Source organism: Pseudoalteromonas sp. McH1-7, from assembly GCF_013366255.1.
Taxonomy (GTDB): Bacteria; Pseudomonadota; Gammaproteobacteria; order Enterobacterales; family Alteromonadaceae; genus Pseudoalteromonas; species Pseudoalteromonas peptidolytica.
This window is the reverse complement of sequence record NZ_JABWPQ010000032.1, coordinates 39,858-56,262: the sequence shown is the minus strand read 5'-3', so window position 1 is coordinate 56,262 and position 16,405 is coordinate 39,858. Positions and strand designations below refer to the sequence as shown.

The following is a 16,405-nucleotide window of genomic DNA, read 5'->3' as shown; positions in this document are numbered from 1 at the left end:
GGCGCTAAAAAGTAAGAAGCCAAAGTATTGGTAAAACCTCAACTTCTAACTGGGGACCGAATGGACAACCATGTGTAAATGCGATCCAAAGGAGTTAATACAATTGCATTGCCAAGGATGACCAAAATAAATCCAATGAACGTATTTTGTTGCCATTCAAAGCCTTCAAACAAAGTGCTCAACGCTACAGCAACAAACGGAAATAACACAATTAAATAACTGGCTTTCTCTGGACCAATATTCTTGAGCAAAGAGAAATAACAACCAAAAGCAATGACGGTGCCAAATACACTAAGATAAATAAGTGACCACCAATAAGATGCAGGAGCTTGGTTGATAAATTGATGCTCACTGAAGGCCACATAAGTGGCCAGCATGATGGCGCTATATAGCATACCCCAAGCATTTCCTGCCATTACATCAATTTGCTGGTTTGAGTTACGCACGCTCACCATATTGCCAAGTGACGCGACTACTGTTCCCGATAGAGCTAATAATAACCCCATGAAGGCATCGCTTTGCAAATCAAATGCGACCAAATCGTGCCAAAATAAGCTGACTATACCAAGCGTGCCGAGCGACGCACCAAAGTAAATACGTTTGGCAATTGGCTTGGCAAAAAACAGCTTTGTATTAATGATATTGACGACTAGCAATAAAGAAAATGCAATCGAAGCCATTGCCGAATTTAAATGTGCTTGAGCCCAATACAGAAATAAATAGTTAGCACCAAAGTTACACAGAGCGAGTAAAATAAAAAAGCCATGATCGCGACGGCAAAAGCGCATCGGCACCCGTTTGTAAAAAACAAATACCCACATACAGATCGCCGCAAGACCAAAACGGTAAAATAGCGATACAAACTCATTAACGTTGCCTAGCTGATACTCGATGGCCAGCCAAGTTGAGCCCCATATCAACACGGTAATAGTATAGAGAAACAGATTTTTCATGATCGGCTCTAAATTAAAACAACAGTAGATGTGCGTAGTGTACGCTGCTATTCTGTATAAGCTATATACAGAATTTGTTATTTTAAACCTATACAGATTATTTTATTTATGAGTACAGTGATCGAGCGTCAGCAATCCGCTTTTTTATATCAACAAGTAATCCAAATGATTTTATTAATGGCGGAGCAAGCGTCTATTTTGCCGGGAGAAAAACTGCCATCACTTCGCGCAATGGCGCAAAATCTGAATGTCAGTATTCCAACAGTTAAGCAGGCCTACCAAACACTAGAGGCGCAAGGAAAGGTCATCGCGAAAGAAAAGTCAGGTTATTTCTTATGTGAAGATCCTCCTGTAAAACATTCACCGAAACGCGCAAGATTGCCAGCCAACCCTGTCGTTGTGAATAAACAGGCATTGATTGAGCAGGTGTACTGTGGCATTCATCAATCGCACGCTGTGCCACTGGGGATTGCAAATCCAATTGCGATCGCAGGTACGGAGCAGGTGCTCGCAAAAATCATGCGCCGAGTGATGAAAGAAGCTGGTAGTGAGTTGATTAATTATGGTCCGATGGATGGTTTGGATAGTTTAAAAAAACAAATAATAAGGCGTTATTTGGATATGGGGCTGGCAGTTAGCATGGATGAGCTGGTTATTACTAATGGTGCTCAAGAGGCGCTAGCAATTGCGCTACAGGCGGTAACAAACCCTGGTGATGTCATCGCTATTGAGTCGCCATGCTACTTCGGCATTGTTGAGCTAGTAGAAAACTTAGGGCTGAAAGCAATTGAAATACCTGTGTGCCCTGACGATGGTATTTGGCTTGATGATTTAGAGAAAGCTTTGGATAAACATGATATTCGTGCTTGCGTCTTTTCTACCAGTATAAGTAACCCGCTGGGAAGTTATATGCCAGATGCTCGACGTGCGCAATTAGTGGAGTTACTGGAGCAGCGAGAGGTGGTGCTGATAGAGGATGATGTATATGGCGATCTCTACTTTACCGAACAGCGTGGTATACCTGCGCAGGCATACAGTAAAAAGGGGTTAGTGATCACCTGTGCTTCTTTTTCAAAAACGGCAGCACCAAGCTACCGAGTTGGCTGGATGGTAGCGTCGCAATTTAGTGCAAAAGCGAAGCGTATCAAACGCGCATTGAGTTGTTCATCCTCTTTGATGAACCAATGGGCTTTAGCGGATTTTCTCAGCTCAGGAGGATACGAGCGCCATTTAAAGCTCGTTCGCAAACGGCTCATTGAAAATCGCGATCGCATGATCCTTGCGGTAAATTTTGCATTTGGGGATGAGGTTCGTGTTAGTCGCCCCAAAGGTGGGTGCGTGCTGTGGCTAGATTTGGGTAAGCAAGTAGATGGCGCTGTTTTATTCCAGCAAGCGTTAGCAGCAGGTATTAGCATTACACCTGGCACGCTTTTTAGCGCGAGTAAAAAATATCAAAACTGTATTCGTATAAGCTATGGCTTACCATGGTCAGATGAATTGGAACAAGCCATTGTGACATTGGGTAAACTGGCTGAAATACAAAGAAAAAGGGGGGATCTGACCCCCTTTAATGGTATTACTTAAATTTAAATAACTGATAGGCGGACATCTCAGGAATAGCGTTTGCAACAATGGCTTCGTGATGGGCTATCTGCTCAAACTCACCACATAAGCTGTCGGCTTTTTGCTCGATGGCTTTTGCTTGTTGTGTCACTTTGGTCTCTATTTGTGTCGCAAAGTCTTCCATACGTTGCTCAAAAGCACTCATATCACCATTTGAATTTGACATTTCAGTGCCAATCGTCACAAGTAAGCTGCCGATTGATTGCATCATCGCTCCTTTGATAACGGTTTCTACTTTTTCATTAAATTGCTCATCAAAGTTACTACCAAAGTCATCGAAGGTTTGTTTGCCCATGACGAATGCACCTTGCTGGTAAAATGTACCGTGTACTTGGGTTTCAAAATCGTTTATCACTGCATGAATATCATCGAGATTGGTAAGGTTGAATGTTGTGGCAACCTCGTTGAGCGCAACTCCTGCTAGTTTGATGCCCTCAAAGGCGATATTGGCGACTTGGGGCAGCCGACCCCTTAATTGTTCACTATATTGTGTTAGCATCGCTTGTTGTTGTTGATTGAGGGGGATGGTGTCGCCATTGAGCGTAAGGGTTCCTTGACTGGTGATCTCTGCTGTTGCATGGCTTGCTGTGGTGATAACTAAATTATCCGGTGTGATACGAACGTCATTTTGAAACTCGACTTCACAATTTTCATCGTTAAAGGTAACGGTATGCTGTTCATGCGCTGCAACCGTGGTGCTCATCATTGTTGCGGCGGTTAGTAAGATAATTTTATTCATAGTCAATCCTTATTGGCTCAGTGACAAATATGACATTACAAAAAAGGTGCCAATTAATAAGTTTAATATAATCAGAATGTTGTGGTTTTTAGGTGTGGAATGAAGTGTCTAAAAAATAATGGAATTGACTAAAATTTAGCTATTCTTATCACTTTCTACAATCCGATAAAAATTTTTTATTGTGAAGACAAAAAAGTCTCACTTTTCAGAATGCAAATTTAACGCTAAATAGTGATCTTGAGAGACGGTTCTCATTTTATTAATGACTATATTATTTGGAGTAAGTTGTGGGTAAGACATTCTCTTACGATGCGCTTGATGATGATTTTGCTGATGATGAATTTGAAAAGTTGGGTCGTAACCAACATGATAAGCAAAAACGTAAAGTCAAAAGAAAGCTAGACGACTACTTAGAGCAAAAACGCCTACGTAGAAATCTAGGCGACGATGATTTCGACTATATTGACGATTGATATTGTACGTCTATCACGAATAAAGTTGTGAATACTATTATCGCTAGATAATAGGGTGGTTGGATGAAGTAAGGCCAGAGGTATAAAGGCCTGAAACGGATTACACACCAGCTCACAGACCTCATAAGCAGCCGCATACGCGGCTGTTTTGTTTAGTCTTTGAATGACTGGTGACAGTCTTTGCAGCCCTTCGCCCAGTCTTTAAATGCTGAAGCGATGATCTTCTTATCACCTGATTCTGCAGCTACCGCTAGTGCTTGTGCATATTCGGCAAACTTTTTGGCTTTGCCATCAAACTCAGCACGATCTGACCAAATGGCCGGCAGTGCGTCAGTGTTTCCTTTATCTGAACCTTCGATAAAAGCTTCCCATGGCATTTTTGATAATTGTGCAGCATTTTGTGCGCGTTGCTTAAATGCTTCGGCATCGAAAGGTACTTTGCCCTTTAACATGTCCCCCATGTTACCGATTTGGAAGCGGATCAGCTGGAAAGATGCTTGACGGTATTGAATGGCATCTTCCGCAGATTCAAACATGGTGTTCGCCTGTGCGGTTGCCGCAAGGCAGCTTAATAGTGTGACGGTAAGTAGTTTCTTCATAGTCGTAAACCCCTAATTATTTTCCCTATTGTCAGTGTAACTTTTAAATACAAGCAAACAATTGCGATGAATGTCATCGATAATTTACCGATGTTAGCTCTCAATATCTTTGAATATCATACCTCGACGCATGCTACGGGTAGCAAGAAAAATTTCTGCTAGCAAGGAAACAAATGCACCAATCAGTAAAACCATTGCAGCGATAAAGCAAGCTGACAGCGTAATGCCAAGTGGCATACTGTACAAGTGTGACATGAACAGGAGCATAACCACGGCACAAACTAAAAGTGCACTAAGGACGCTCATACTAAATGCGATATGAATAAAGCGAGAGCGCTTTAATAAAGCTCGCATTTCACGACAAAAGTGCATTTTTAGCTCTTCGTCTTGTGTGCTATTGATTTTTCTATCTAGCAAGCGCGCTCTGTCAGTAATTCTCGCTAACCGATTTGACAGTACCCCTAGGGTCGCTGCAATCCCTGTTATTAAAAACACCGGTGCTACAGCGGTTTGAATCACTTTTGCCATGGTAAGAATGCTAACAACATCAGGCGTCATGGTAGTACCTCATTAATTCCAGCGTAGTTTTGATAATGTGTTTGGCTGCTCGCCAATAAGTGTCTGTAATACGTTATTTTGCTCATCGAGTAATATTAACCTGGGTATCCCTTTATTTGCATAGCTGTTGTAAATCGTACGGTTAGGATCAGCGACAAAGTGGATAGGTAGTGCTTGGGTATCATTGAACTGTTTCAGTGTAGTCTGATTTTGCTCGCGGCCAATGGCAATAATCGTTAAATTTGACATGTTGAGTAATGAAGACGCTTGCAACTCGTCCAATAGCCGCTGTGAGTCAGAACACCAAGTTGCAAATAATATCACCAGTTTTTTGTGCTCAGCTTCAAATGCGACTTTGTTATCGTTAATATCGGTTAGGTTTAGATGTTTAAAGCGCTCGCCCACTTGAATATAGGTTTGATACCCAGATGCAATCGGTGCTTCATGAGACGTGCTGCATCCGTTTAGCCCGGTTGTGAGCAAAGTAGCAAGCAGCAAGGGTTTTATTATTGTTTTCATGCTTTGTCCTATGAGCGTGTGAGTATTTTTGAAGTATGGCGTGTATTTAAGTATATTGCCCCACTTGAATAATTTCTTAAAGCCTAATTGCTAGCGCAGATTGGTATCACCTTCGTCACTATGATTTATCTTTCGTTATTTGGACTTGCGTTTATTGCTGCTACCTTACTTCCTGCCTCCTCTGAGCTAGCACTCAGCGGCTTGGTGACACAACAACAAGGTGAGTTGCTGTGGTTATGGGTTGCGGCAACAACTGGTAATTTGCTTGGGAGCTGTGTGAATTATTATTTAGGGTGGTTTATCGTCAAGTGGCGGGATAGACGGTGGTTTCCAATTTCTCAAAAGCAGTATGATGCCGCATGTGCCCACTTTAACCGCTATGGTAAGTTTTCATTGTTATTTGCGTGGTTGCCTATTATTGGCGATCCGTTGACCGTGGTGGCAGGTTCTTTAAGAACGTCATTTACTTGGTTCTTTTTATTAGTGGCGCTTGGAAAAGGAGTACGCTATGCGCTCGTGATATTCCTTGCCTTACAGGTGATGTCATAAGGCAAGGAAGGGCAACGTTATTTACCGCTTATTTCGGTGCCAATCGAGAGTCAAAGAAACCGAGTCTGCAAATCTGAGTGCATGAGGCTTATCCACAGTTACTTTTGCATAAGTAACATCTTCGTGACGATGGCACTCAGACAGAATGTCGGCAACCAACTTTTCAAGTAACAAAAAATGCCCTGCTTCAACCACGGAGATAACCGCTTTAGTCACGGTTTTATAGTTCAGCGCGTGGGTGACATTATCGTGGTCTAAGCATGCCGTATCCGCCGGATAGTGGATCTCAAGGTTGATAACGACATCTTGCTTTTTTTCTCGCTCTTCTGGGTTAAAGCCAATAAAAGTGCGAAGTCTTAGATTTGTTACTTTAATGATGGCATTGGACATACAGTACTTATCCTTTCACTAACTGTAAAAACTCGTTACGTGTTTTAGGGTCGCTTCTAAAGTTACCAAGCATGACCGAGGTGCGCATGCTGGAGTTTTGCTTTTCTACGCCACGCATCATCATGCACATGTGTTTAGCTTCAACAATGACACCGACCCCTTTGGCGCCTGTTACTTCTTCCACAGCTTTGGCAATTTGGTGGGTAAGTTGCTCTTGGATTTGAAAGCGTCGTGCAAACATGTCAACAATACGTGCAAACTTTGATAATCCAAGTACTTTGCCATTTGGAATATAAGCAATATGGCAACGCCCCACAAAAGGCAGAAGGTGGTGTTCACACATGGAGTACAGTTCAATATCTTGGATCAGTACCATGTCATCTGCATCTGAGGTAAACACAGCATTATTGGTGATTTCATCCAATGTTTGTCGGTAACCTTGAGTCAGATACTCCATTGCCTTTGCTGCTCGTTTGGGGGTATCTAGTAATCCCTCTCGACCCGTGTCTTCGCCAACGGCTGCTATGATTGATTTATAACTCTGTTGTAATTCGTCTTGCATAATGCGCTACCTCAAATGACGACCGCCGTCGATTTGTATCGTACGACCCGTCATGTAATTACTATTTAAGATCATTTCAACGCTGTTAATGACTTCTTTGCTCCCAGGCTCTATTCCCATGATAGACTTTTTCAATGTTTTTGCTTTGTATTGTTCACTATCATCTTGGTTAAAGATAATCAGTGAAGGTGCAATGCTATTAACTTTGACCTTAGGTGCAAATTTGGCGGCAAATGATCGCGTTAGATTATCTAGTGCTGCTTTGCTTGCGGCATAAGCAATATGTTTTGGGCTACCTTTTTCTACTACGTAATCAGTAATGTGGATCACATCACCAATGGCATCGTCGGCAGCCAATAACTCGCCTAATGCTTGATTAATCAAATAGGGTACTTTTGCATGTATTCGCATCATGTTGTCAAACAGGGTTGCGTAGTCAGGGTTATTGGCTTCACAATCCCAACTTGATGCGTTGTGAATAATGGCGCGTAGTGTGTTTGTGCGTGAGCGAATGTCCGTGGTCAGTTTGGTAATTGTATCTGGCTGATCAAAATCAGCATGAATACAAGTGACGCCTTGTGTCTCTAACTCATCGATCACTTGGTGCCTGGTTCTATAGGTTAATATGACCGGCTGTTGGCGCGTGATAAAATGATGCACCATAGCAAGTCCAATGCGCTGGGCGCCGCCAGTTATTAAGATAGGTGCAGCTGCTTGGCTCATAAATCAGTCACCTTGAGAGGTTAAGTAAAGTAAAGTAATGGCTGTGGTGCAATGCAAGCACTGCACCGTCAGAAATTGAGTTATAACTCGTCGTAAACCGTTGGGATAGGTTGGCGTTTGTGCTGTGTTCGCTGATAAATGGTAATGAGCTTTTCACTCACTTCATCACTGATAGGTTTGCCCTCAAGGAAGTCATCTATATCGTCATAACTCAAGCCCAACGCCTCTTCATCAGCAAGACCTGGGCGGTCACACTCAAGATCAGCCGTTGGCGTTTTGTGTACTAGGCCAGTTGGCGCGCTTAGGTATGCGGCTAACGAGCGAACTTGACGTTTCGATAGACCAAACAGCGGGGCGAGATCACATGCTCCGTCACCAAATTTAGTGTAAAAGCCGGTGATATTCTCTGCACTATGGTCAGTACCAACAACTAGGCCACGAGTAAGGCCGGCAATTTCATATTGCGCAACCATGCGCTGGCGTGCTTTGACATTGCCTTTGATAAAATCGACGCTGGTTTGAGATGGTAGAGTGAGCGCACTTCCTGCCATTGCGCCCAACGCTTGCTCGTGCATAGCGTCGGCACCAGGTTTAATATTCACGGTTAAGCGCTGGCTTGGCTGAATAAAATCAAGTGCAAGTTGAGCTTCATCTTCATCTGCTTGGATACCATAAGGTAGACGCATAGCGATAAATTGATAAGCACCCGTTTCATGCTCTGCGTTAAGTTCATTAATGGCTAACTGGCATAAGCGTCCGCAGGTTGAAGAGTCGACACCGCCACTGATCCCAAGTACGAGAGTGAAGCAGCCAGAGGCTTGTAACCGCGCTTTCAAAAAAGCGATCCGTCGTTTAACTTCAAATTCTGGGTCAATAACAGGCTGAACTTTCATTTCAGCCATGATTGCTTCACGCATACTGGTTCCTCAATACTTTCAGGGGCTATAAGCTTATATTATGTTGTGATGAGCGTGTTTTTTAAAGTCCTAAATGCTGTTTGATTGTAGCCAGCTCTTGTTTTAGCTGCTCTATCTCAGCCATTAAGCTCTCAAGCTCTGTCTGGCTTTGTACTGCTGGCTCTGAATCGCTGGCGATGGCGCTGGTTTGTTCTGCTTGATCGCCGAATAAATGTTGGTACCTACTCTCTCGCTTACCGGGTTCTCTAGCAAGTTTCATAACGTGTTCGTTTTGCTGCATAGTGGCAAGTGTGGACTCAACCTCTTGGACCGATGAAAATTCGGCTAAGCGATTACTACGAGTTCTCAATTCGCCAGGTGTTTGCGCGCCTCGCAACAGTAACAAGCAAACAATGGCCTTTTGCTTAGCGTCTACCTTCAAGTGGCCAAAGTCACTGTTACAAAAGCGTTGGCTATACTTATCTACGCGACCAGATAATGCCTCGTCACAGGTGATCAGGCGTTTCTCTTGCAAGCGCTTAAGGGTGTCTAAAACTTGATGTTGAGAAAGTTCCATCACCGGATCACGGTTGGACTTTTGGTTACATGCGTTGGTAAGGCCGTTAAGAGACATGGGATATTGTTCAGGAGTTGTGACTTGCTTTTCAATCAAACTACCTAGTACACGTTGTTCATGAGCATCGAGTTGCATCGCTTTCCTTATTATCATTATGGTTGCTAGCATCGCCTTGGTAAGGATTAATATAACGCTAATCAATCAGGTAGCAAAGTAGGTGAGCTAATTTTGTTGTGTAATAGAAGAGTCAAATCGGCTGTCTTCTGGTGGCAGCATCTGCCATATTTTCGCTTTCAGGTCATCAAAATTAATTGGCTTACTGAGATAGTCATCCATGCCGGCATTTAGGCACTTTTCTCTATCACCTTGCATCGCATTGGCGGTGAGTGCAACAATCACACAACCTTGATGTACTTTTCCAGCAACGCCTTGGCGTATTTGTTGGGCAGCTTGGTAACCATCCATAATAGGCATTTGGCAGTCCATAAATATCAGATCATAAGGTACTTTTATTGACTGTAGGTGGGTAAGTGCCAACTCGCCATTTTCTGCGCATACCACAGTGATACCTAGGCGTTCTAACATAGTGGTAGCAACAGTTTGATTGATTTTATTGTCTTCAACCAGTAATACGGTGCGACCGAGCAGCGGTTCTTCATCATTGGAGGTATGGTTACTACTGGACTGCGTCGGATCGGTAAATGTTGCATTGAATACACTGAGTGCGGCATGGGGAGTTATTGGATAGTAAACGCGCTCACAGTAACTAAAAAGATCGATGGCAAGATTATGTTGCTCCTCAACTGCAACCGCATGCACCACCTTGAGTTCGAGCAATGCTGTTTTTAGTGTTTGTTGTTGTGTGAGTGGTGCTGCACATAGCTGTTCGGCATCTAAAATGACGGCTAGATGTGATGGAGGGCTGTGAAGCTGAGTGAGCAGGGTCTCTATTTGATCAACGCGAAGACAAGTAATGTTCCATGGTTTAAGTAGTTTATTATAGTCTTCAGCTGCTTGAGTTAATACATACAAGGTCGCGTCGTCAGCATGTGTCTGTACAGGGATAGGTTGCGCTTGATTCAACAGTACATGACAAGAAAAAGTACTGCCAATACCTTCTTTACTGAATGCTTGCAAGTCGCCACCGAGTAATTGACTAAGTTGCTTTGCGATGGTCAGTCCAAGTCCGGTACCACCATATTGGCGCGTTGTTGAAAGATCTGCTTGTGTAAATGAGTCAAACACCTTATTAAGTTTTTCTTTAGAGATGCCTATCCCAGTGTCTTCAACACTACACCACAAGTGTGTTTGCTCACCAATTTGTTCAGTGTGGCAGCTGAGCGTAACCGACCCATTATGAGTGAATTTGATGGCGTTACTGAGTAAATTATTGAGTATCTGTTTAAGCCGGTTTGGATCAGTTTGCGCCTTTCCTACCTTCATTCCCGACAAGTCGATATGTAATTTGTTGTTATTGGCATCCGCCGTGCGCACAAAGCTGCACAGCATATTGCTTAGCATTTCTATTAAATCAAACTCAACCAGCTCAATTGTGAGTTTTCCCGCTTCGATTTTGGAAAAGTCGAGAATATCATTAATGATTGTGAGGAGTGATTTTGCAGAGCTATGCGCCAGAGTAAGCTGGTGGTGCTGAGTTGCTGTTAGCTCTGAATGCATGGCAAGTTCTATCATGCCCATTACCCCATTCAGTGGGGTGCGGATTTCGTGGCTCATACTAGCTAAAAACTCTGCTTTCATCTTTGCTGATTGTTCAGCAAGATCTTTATCTATAATGGCTTGGTTTCTTGCTCGTTGATGCGCCTTGTTGATAAATAAGCTACCGAGCATCGCGGCAATAGATTTGGTGAGCCGAATATCACTTTGCCCCCATGCTGGATTGTCAATTTCATACTCTGAACACAGCACACCTAAGGTATTATTTTTATGGCTTATGGGACAGCAAAGCATGGCTTTAATCTCAAATGGCTCAAGGTAAGTTGCAGATAATGCCAGTGTTGCTGGATGATTTTCAGCTTGTTGCGCGACGATCAGCTGTCCAGTTTCTATTTCATTAAAAAAAGCAGGTGCAATGGCTTTTCGCCATGGTGGGAAGTGCACTAGATTATCTACCGTAGCATTAGAGAAGCACACAGGAATAAGAAGCGTTTTATCATCATTAAACTGCCAGATACTGACTTTATTTGCCTCTACCCCTTTTTTACATGTTTCAGCGCATAGCGAAAAGGCCTTATTTAGCTGGTTATTCAGTAGTGCCTCGTGAGAACTTAAATAAGCCAGTAGTTCATTATTTTTAGCAAATTTGTCATGCTCCATTTCCATTAACTTGCGCTTGTTGATATTTTGGATTGAACCAAAAATATGGGTCGTGCGCTTGCCTTTTCGTACTGAGCGCGCTTTTACTAAGACCCATAATTCGTCCGCATTCAGGGTGTGAATGATGAACTCTCCTTCAAACTCGGTACCGGTTTTGATGATGCTATCAATACACTCTTGCAGACGTCTTCGATGCAATCCAGCTTTAAAAAACTCTGTGGTATTCATCCATGTTGGTTGAAAGTGCCTAGGCACACAGAAAATGCTTCGCGTTACATCTGACCAAATAATATCACGCGTACTCACATTGATTTCCCATGCGCCTACTTCAGCTAATATGCCCATGTTAGTGAGTGCTGCGCTGTTTCGTTGCAACTGGGTTAGTAATCGGGTGATAAAGACAAACGCAGCGATAAAAATGATAATAAGTACGATGATGGCGAGCCGAAAAGGCCATATTGAAGCGGCTTCTGGCTGCCAGCCTATCCTCGGGGCTGCATATAATTCCCACTGCCCTGATGGCACATTGACGCTAAAAGCGATAGGCGACAAAGAATGAATATTGCTGTTGCCGTAAAAATACTCGCCTTCTTGGCCTTTACCATCAACGCCTTGAATCGCAACAAGGTATCGGCTTTCCAGTGCCATTAAGTTGGTTTGTTGATATAAACTCTCCATATCCAGCACGACGGATAACAATCCCCAAAACTGTGTTTTATCCTTGAACACAGGGATTCTAGCAATGAGCCCAGTCCCACCTTGTAATAGCTCTAAAGGTCCAGCCATTACTATTTCGCGACTTTCTTTTGCGAGTAAAGCGCCATATTTTTGTGTGGGATGAGTGCGGTAGTCCAGGCCTATGGCTTTTTCATTACCCTGTAGTGGATAGACATAATCAAGCCGCATATCTGGGGCTGCACCAATATTTCTGAGTACTTGACTGGTCTCGAATAGGGGTCTTGCCAGTTGCTCAAAGCGAAGTTGTGAAAGCGTGGTTTGGTCGGCAAGTGCAATTCCAAGCCCTCTAACCAGTTGCACATTTTTGGTGAGCACACCTTCTATCTTGGTACGATATACATTCACTTCTTCGGTAGCTCGGCTCTTTTCCATAGCAACAAGACGGCGATAATTAACCTGATCAACATACCATGCTACGGCTATGATCAAGACGAGCAATAGCCAGAAGCTAGACTTGATAAAGCGAAACTTAAGCGGTGAAGTTGATAGTTCTGAAGTCATGGGGCTATTGTGTTTAAGACGATGCTTTAACTATAGTTCAGTACACGCAAAGCGAAATCTAATTGAAAAATAAAATGCTTTAACTTGATTGTCTTATGGTTATGGCAGAGTTGGTCTATCAGTTGATGACGTGCTATATCTTCTAAGCCTAAATTGCGTAGCTGAAAAAGTTAAGGATATTCATGTTTACTTGGATTAAACGATTTACTGTTGTTGTACTCTTGTTATTGCTAATTGGAACGGCAGGCATTTATGGTGCTTTGGCGCTAAGCCTTCCTGCGCTAGATGGAAAGGGAAGTGCTGTGGGGATTGATGCGCCTGTGGTGTTAGCTAGAGATGCGCTAGGCCAGGCTGTCGTGTCTGCAAGCTCCCGAGCTGATGCGGCTTATGGACTTGGCTTTGCGCATGGACAGGATCGTTATTTTCAGATGGATTTATTAAGGCGTAATGCTGCAGGTGAGCTTAGTGAGTTATTTGGTGCTGCAGCAATCAAGCGCGATGAAAAGATGCGCTTTCATCAGTTTAGAAAACGGGCAAGACAAATTGTGATGTCTTTACCACAATCACATAAGCAAATCCTAACTCGGTATACGCAAGGTGTGAATGATGGCCGTATACAGTCGGGGTTTACCAGCTTTGAATACCTGTTATTGGGCGCCGAGCCACAAGCTTGGCGGCCTGAAGATAGCCTGTTGACTATCTTTGGTATGTACTTGGATTTACAGGCTGGCACCTATGAACGTGACGAAGCACTCATCGTATTAGAGCAAAAATTTGGCCATGAGATGCTTGACTTTATTCTACAGCCAAGTCGGTATCAAGCCGCATTAGATAACAGTGTAATAGACTCAGCAGTTGCGACTATTCCAACGTTACCGCAGCCGCTGAGCACTTACCTTCCCAGCGCAATCGCAGATCAGCCGTTGTATGGCAGTAACAATTGGGCAGTGACGGGCGCGTTAACAAAAACTGGCGCTGCTATGCTCTCTGATGATATGCACTTGGGCCTGAATGTACCTTCAATCTGGTATCGTGCACAATTAAACTATCAACATCAAGGGCAGGCTGTGCAGGTAACCGGAATTTCTTTACCTGGTGCACCTGCCATTGTCGTTGGTAGTAATAATAGTATTGCTTGGGGGTTTACCAATAGTTATGTCGATATGGCTGATTGGGTAGCGTTAGCTGCTGATACTAAAACCCAGCTTATTTCTGAAGTAATTAAACTGCCTGATGGTAGTGAGCATATTTATCAATTAGAAATGAGTGCCTTTGGCCCTGTGAAGCAAATCGGTGATGATAAGTATGCACTTAGCTGGGTTGCACATCAGCCTTATGCCGTTAACTTGGAATTAGTGGGAATGGAGCTACTGGCAGATGCAGCGGCGGCGGCGACTCATGCAGTAAAGGTCGGTATTCCAGTGCAAAACTTGATGGTTGTGGATAAGAAAGGCGCTGCCGCATGGACATTAATGGGGGCGGTACCTGCTAGAAAAATAACCCACGATACTGCTGCTGCAATGCGTTCATATGAGCAAGCATGGCAAGAGAACGAAGTGAATCGTCCTGTCGTGCAAAATCCATCTAACGGTAAATTATGGACTGCTAACTCTCGAGTTGTCTCTGTAGAGGATGATCAGCGCTTTGGTGACGGTGGCTATGCTCTGGGTGCACGAGCGGTACAGATCCGTGATGGCCTTATGGCAAAACAAGCCTTCACTGAAAACGACTTTTATCAATTACAATTAGATAACCAAGCTTTATTTTTAGCACCATGGCATGAGTCACTTGTTGACTTGTTACGTCACCATGAGCCATCACAATACCAACAAGACTTGGCAAAGCTCGACGCATGGCAAGCTTGTGCTTGTGCTGACTCTGTCGGGTATACACTAGTTAAGTATTACCGTAGTGCACTAATTGACACCTTGTACGCACCGATAGAAGCTGGGCTGCAACAAGAGCAACTGTCATTAAAGCCGGTGAAGCGTTACCTAGAGCCTGGGCTGTGGCAGTTGTTAACGCATCAGCCTGATGATTGGCTTGGTCAATATGACTCTTGGCAAGATTTACAGCTTGCGGCCTATGAGTTGGCGAAGCAAAGACTGCGAGATGCTTATGGCAGTAATATGGCTGCATGGCGCTGGGGAGAGGTGAATGCACTGCGGGTGCAACATCCATTTTCGCAGCAGATCCCCATGCTCAGTGGACTATTGGATATGCCGACCGTACCAGCATTTGGTGATACGTTTATGCCAGCTGTACAAGTTTCAGCCTTTGGTGCCTCACAGCGCTTTATCGCACAGCCAGGACATCTTAAAAACGCGATTTTAACAGTCGCTGGTGGGCAAAGTGGGCACCCACTCTCGCCTTTTTATCGTTCAGGCTTTGCTGAATACAGCGCTGGAAGTAATACGCCTTTGTTACCGCAGCCTTTGACTCACGAAATACGTATTTCACCGCAATAACCTTATTTTAGTCATGTTCAGCAAGGGTGGGGTGCAGTTAACTCGTTTGGGTGGTAGATATCGAGGGCGCAGTTGTAATGCAGTTGCGCCCTAATTCTTTGCTGCGATAAAGCGCAGCATCTGCATGATGAATAGCCTGCTCAAAAGACTCGCTGTGATCCCAGTTGGTGATACCGAAACTCATGGTGATTTTGATTATGTTATTCTCAAACTTGATACTTTCAATGGCTTGGCGTAATTGCTCGATGCGTCGCATTGCTTCATCGCCAGAACAAGGCGCCAATACAATCAAAAACTCCTCACCGCCCCACCTCACAGCGATATCTGCTGGCAGCATATGTGATTGTATTGTCTTTGCGACAGTCTTTAAAATCTTATCCCCCTTACCATGACCAAAGGTATCGTTAATTTTTTTGAAGTGGTCAATGTCAGCCATCACTAAACATAATGGTGAGTGTGTGGATATGCAGCTTTCTTTCGCATGGGTGATAAGCTCTTTGGCATAGCGGCGGTTAAACATTTTGGTAAGCGGGTCATGCGCAGCCAGCTCTGCTAGCTCATCGCGTTGCTGTACGGTCATTTTACGAATATGGCTAATGGTATAAATCATTGGAATACCACATATCAGTACATTAGCAAAGTGCACATACGGCACCAACTCTTGGTATCGGTAATGGTAGATGACATCGTCAAATAACAATTTTAGCGTGGCAAAAAGCGTGATAAGCACGACAGAGTAAATAACCGCGTGCCTGAGCTTGAGCTGATAGTCCAGCAGCATCAAACAAGAAACAGTCCACAAGTAATATTGAAACCCAAGAGACATTCCTAAGTAGGCACATACTAAGGTGGCGTGCAATGCGACCTCTAAGCAGAATACACGTAGTGCGAGAGAAGGTTTGTTGTTATCGATGAGTTTAATACCGATATACCACATAGTGACGCTACCAATATTGACAATAGCAAGCGTCTCCACTTGAAGATGCCAAAATGCCCCGATCAGCACGACATGCAGCCACATACAGTACAGCGCGACACGACGCAATAAGGCAAATTTCAGTGCCTCGACTTGATCTGGCCTGCTGTAAGGGTGGTGTTTAGTCAAACCTAAGCTCTTGAGTTATACACAATAAAACAAGTATAGAAGGTTAGTTTTGATTTGCTGCTTATTTATCCTAAGCTCAGGTTAATCTACTCAGTATC

16 protein-coding genes are annotated in these 16,405 nt (G+C 43.7%); 4 read left to right on the top strand and 12 right to left on the bottom strand.

Features of this window, described 5'->3' with window-relative positions:
* Positions 1-38: 38 nt before the first annotated feature.
* The gene (locus HUZ36_RS19285; protein ID WP_125253591.1) at positions 39-953 is read right to left on the bottom strand and encodes a DMT family transporter; all 915 of its coding nucleotides are present in this window, start codon (positions 951-953) and stop codon (positions 39-41) included.
* A 108-nt stretch (positions 954-1,061) separates the two neighbouring features.
* On the opposite strand from HUZ36_RS19285, the gene HUZ36_RS19280 reads away from it, so the two are divergent.
* Positions 1,062-2,537 carry an aminotransferase-like domain-containing protein gene (locus HUZ36_RS19280; RefSeq protein WP_176033734.1) on the top strand — a complete coding sequence of 492 codons (1,476 nt, stop codon included), beginning with the start codon at positions 1,062-1,064 and terminating at the stop codon, positions 2,535-2,537.
* On the opposite strand, the gene HUZ36_RS19275 is transcribed toward HUZ36_RS19280, so the two are convergent.
* Complete coding sequence (locus tag HUZ36_RS19275) at positions 2,530-3,315, bottom strand: DUF2884 family protein (RefSeq protein WP_176033733.1); 786 nt, start codon at positions 3,313-3,315, stop codon at positions 2,530-2,532. The genes HUZ36_RS19280 and HUZ36_RS19275 overlap by 8 nt on opposite strands.
* A 287-nt stretch (positions 3,316-3,602) precedes the next feature.
* Here HUZ36_RS19275 and HUZ36_RS19270 point away from each other — a divergent pair, with 287 nt between their 5' ends.
* Positions 3,603-3,788 carry a PA3496 family putative envelope integrity protein gene (locus HUZ36_RS19270; RefSeq protein WP_010604204.1) on the top strand — a complete coding sequence of 62 codons (186 nt, stop codon included), beginning with the start codon at positions 3,603-3,605 and terminating at the stop codon, positions 3,786-3,788.
* 152 nt (positions 3,789-3,940) lie between these two features.
* Here the strand turns inward: HUZ36_RS19270 and HUZ36_RS19265 are convergent, their stop codons facing one another.
* The 3 genes from HUZ36_RS19265 to HUZ36_RS19255 form a co-directional block, all read right to left on the bottom strand.
* On the bottom strand, positions 3,941-4,387 hold the full coding sequence (locus tag HUZ36_RS19265; protein ID WP_176033732.1) for a c-type cytochrome: 447 nt from the start codon (positions 4,385-4,387) through the stop codon (positions 3,941-3,943).
* A gap of 93 nt (positions 4,388-4,480) precedes the next feature.
* A complete protein-coding gene (locus HUZ36_RS19260) occupies positions 4,481-4,945 on the bottom strand; it encodes a DUF2721 domain-containing protein (RefSeq protein ID WP_125253595.1) in 465 nt (154 codons plus the stop codon).
* 12 nt (positions 4,946-4,957) lie between these two features.
* Positions 4,958-5,464, bottom strand: a complete 507-nt coding sequence (locus HUZ36_RS19255; RefSeq protein WP_125253596.1) for a TlpA family protein disulfide reductase — start codon at positions 5,462-5,464, stop codon at positions 4,958-4,960.
* 120 nt (positions 5,465-5,584) lie between these two features.
* On the opposite strand from HUZ36_RS19255, the gene HUZ36_RS19250 reads away from it, so the two are divergent.
* Positions 5,585-6,013 (top strand): YqaA family protein, encoded by a 429-nt coding sequence (locus HUZ36_RS19250; RefSeq protein WP_176033731.1) that lies wholly within the window; start codon positions 5,585-5,587, stop codon positions 6,011-6,013.
* Positions 6,014-6,034: 21 nt separating this feature from the next.
* On the opposite strand, the gene folX is transcribed toward HUZ36_RS19250, so the two are convergent.
* The 6 genes from folX to HUZ36_RS19220 all read right to left on the bottom strand — a co-directional run bounded on the left by folX (position 6,035) and on the right by HUZ36_RS19220 (position 12,734).
* Positions 6,035-6,403 carry a dihydroneopterin triphosphate 2'-epimerase gene (gene folX, locus HUZ36_RS19245; RefSeq protein WP_176033730.1) on the bottom strand — a complete coding sequence of 123 codons (369 nt, stop codon included), beginning with the start codon at positions 6,401-6,403 and terminating at the stop codon, positions 6,035-6,037.
* Between the two features lie 7 nt (positions 6,404-6,410).
* Complete coding sequence (gene folE, locus HUZ36_RS19240) at positions 6,411-6,965, bottom strand: GTP cyclohydrolase I FolE (protein ID WP_125253598.1); 555 nt, start codon at positions 6,963-6,965, stop codon at positions 6,411-6,413.
* A 6-nt stretch (positions 6,966-6,971) separates the two neighbouring features.
* Positions 6,972-7,688, bottom strand: coding sequence for a dihydromonapterin reductase (gene folM / locus HUZ36_RS19235; protein ID WP_176033729.1), 717 nt, complete (start codon positions 7,686-7,688; stop codon positions 6,972-6,974).
* Between the two features lie 80 nt (positions 7,689-7,768).
* Positions 7,769-8,605: an ammonia-dependent NAD(+) synthetase gene (gene nadE / locus HUZ36_RS19230; protein WP_176033728.1), complete on the bottom strand. Its 837-nt coding sequence runs from the start codon at positions 8,603-8,605 to the stop codon at positions 7,769-7,771.
* 61 nt (positions 8,606-8,666) lie between these two features.
* Entirely contained in the window at positions 8,667-9,296 is a 630-nt protein-coding gene (locus HUZ36_RS19225; protein ID WP_125253601.1) for a YceH family protein, read from the bottom strand.
* Between the two features lie 87 nt (positions 9,297-9,383).
* Positions 9,384-12,734, bottom strand: a complete 3,351-nt coding sequence (locus HUZ36_RS19220) for an ATP-binding protein (RefSeq protein ID WP_176033727.1) — start codon at positions 12,732-12,734, stop codon at positions 9,384-9,386.
* 182 nt (positions 12,735-12,916) lie between these two features.
* Between HUZ36_RS19220 and HUZ36_RS19215 the strand changes: the two genes are divergently transcribed.
* On the top strand, positions 12,917-15,202 hold the full coding sequence (locus HUZ36_RS19215; protein WP_176033726.1) for a penicillin acylase family protein: 2,286 nt from the start codon (positions 12,917-12,919) through the stop codon (positions 15,200-15,202).
* A 37-nt stretch (positions 15,203-15,239) separates the two neighbouring features.
* Here the strand turns inward: HUZ36_RS19215 and HUZ36_RS19210 are convergent, their stop codons facing one another.
* Positions 15,240-16,307 (bottom strand): GGDEF domain-containing protein, encoded by a 1,068-nt coding sequence (locus HUZ36_RS19210; RefSeq protein WP_176033725.1) that lies wholly within the window; start codon positions 16,305-16,307, stop codon positions 15,240-15,242.
* Positions 16,308-16,405: the final 98 nt, after the last annotated feature.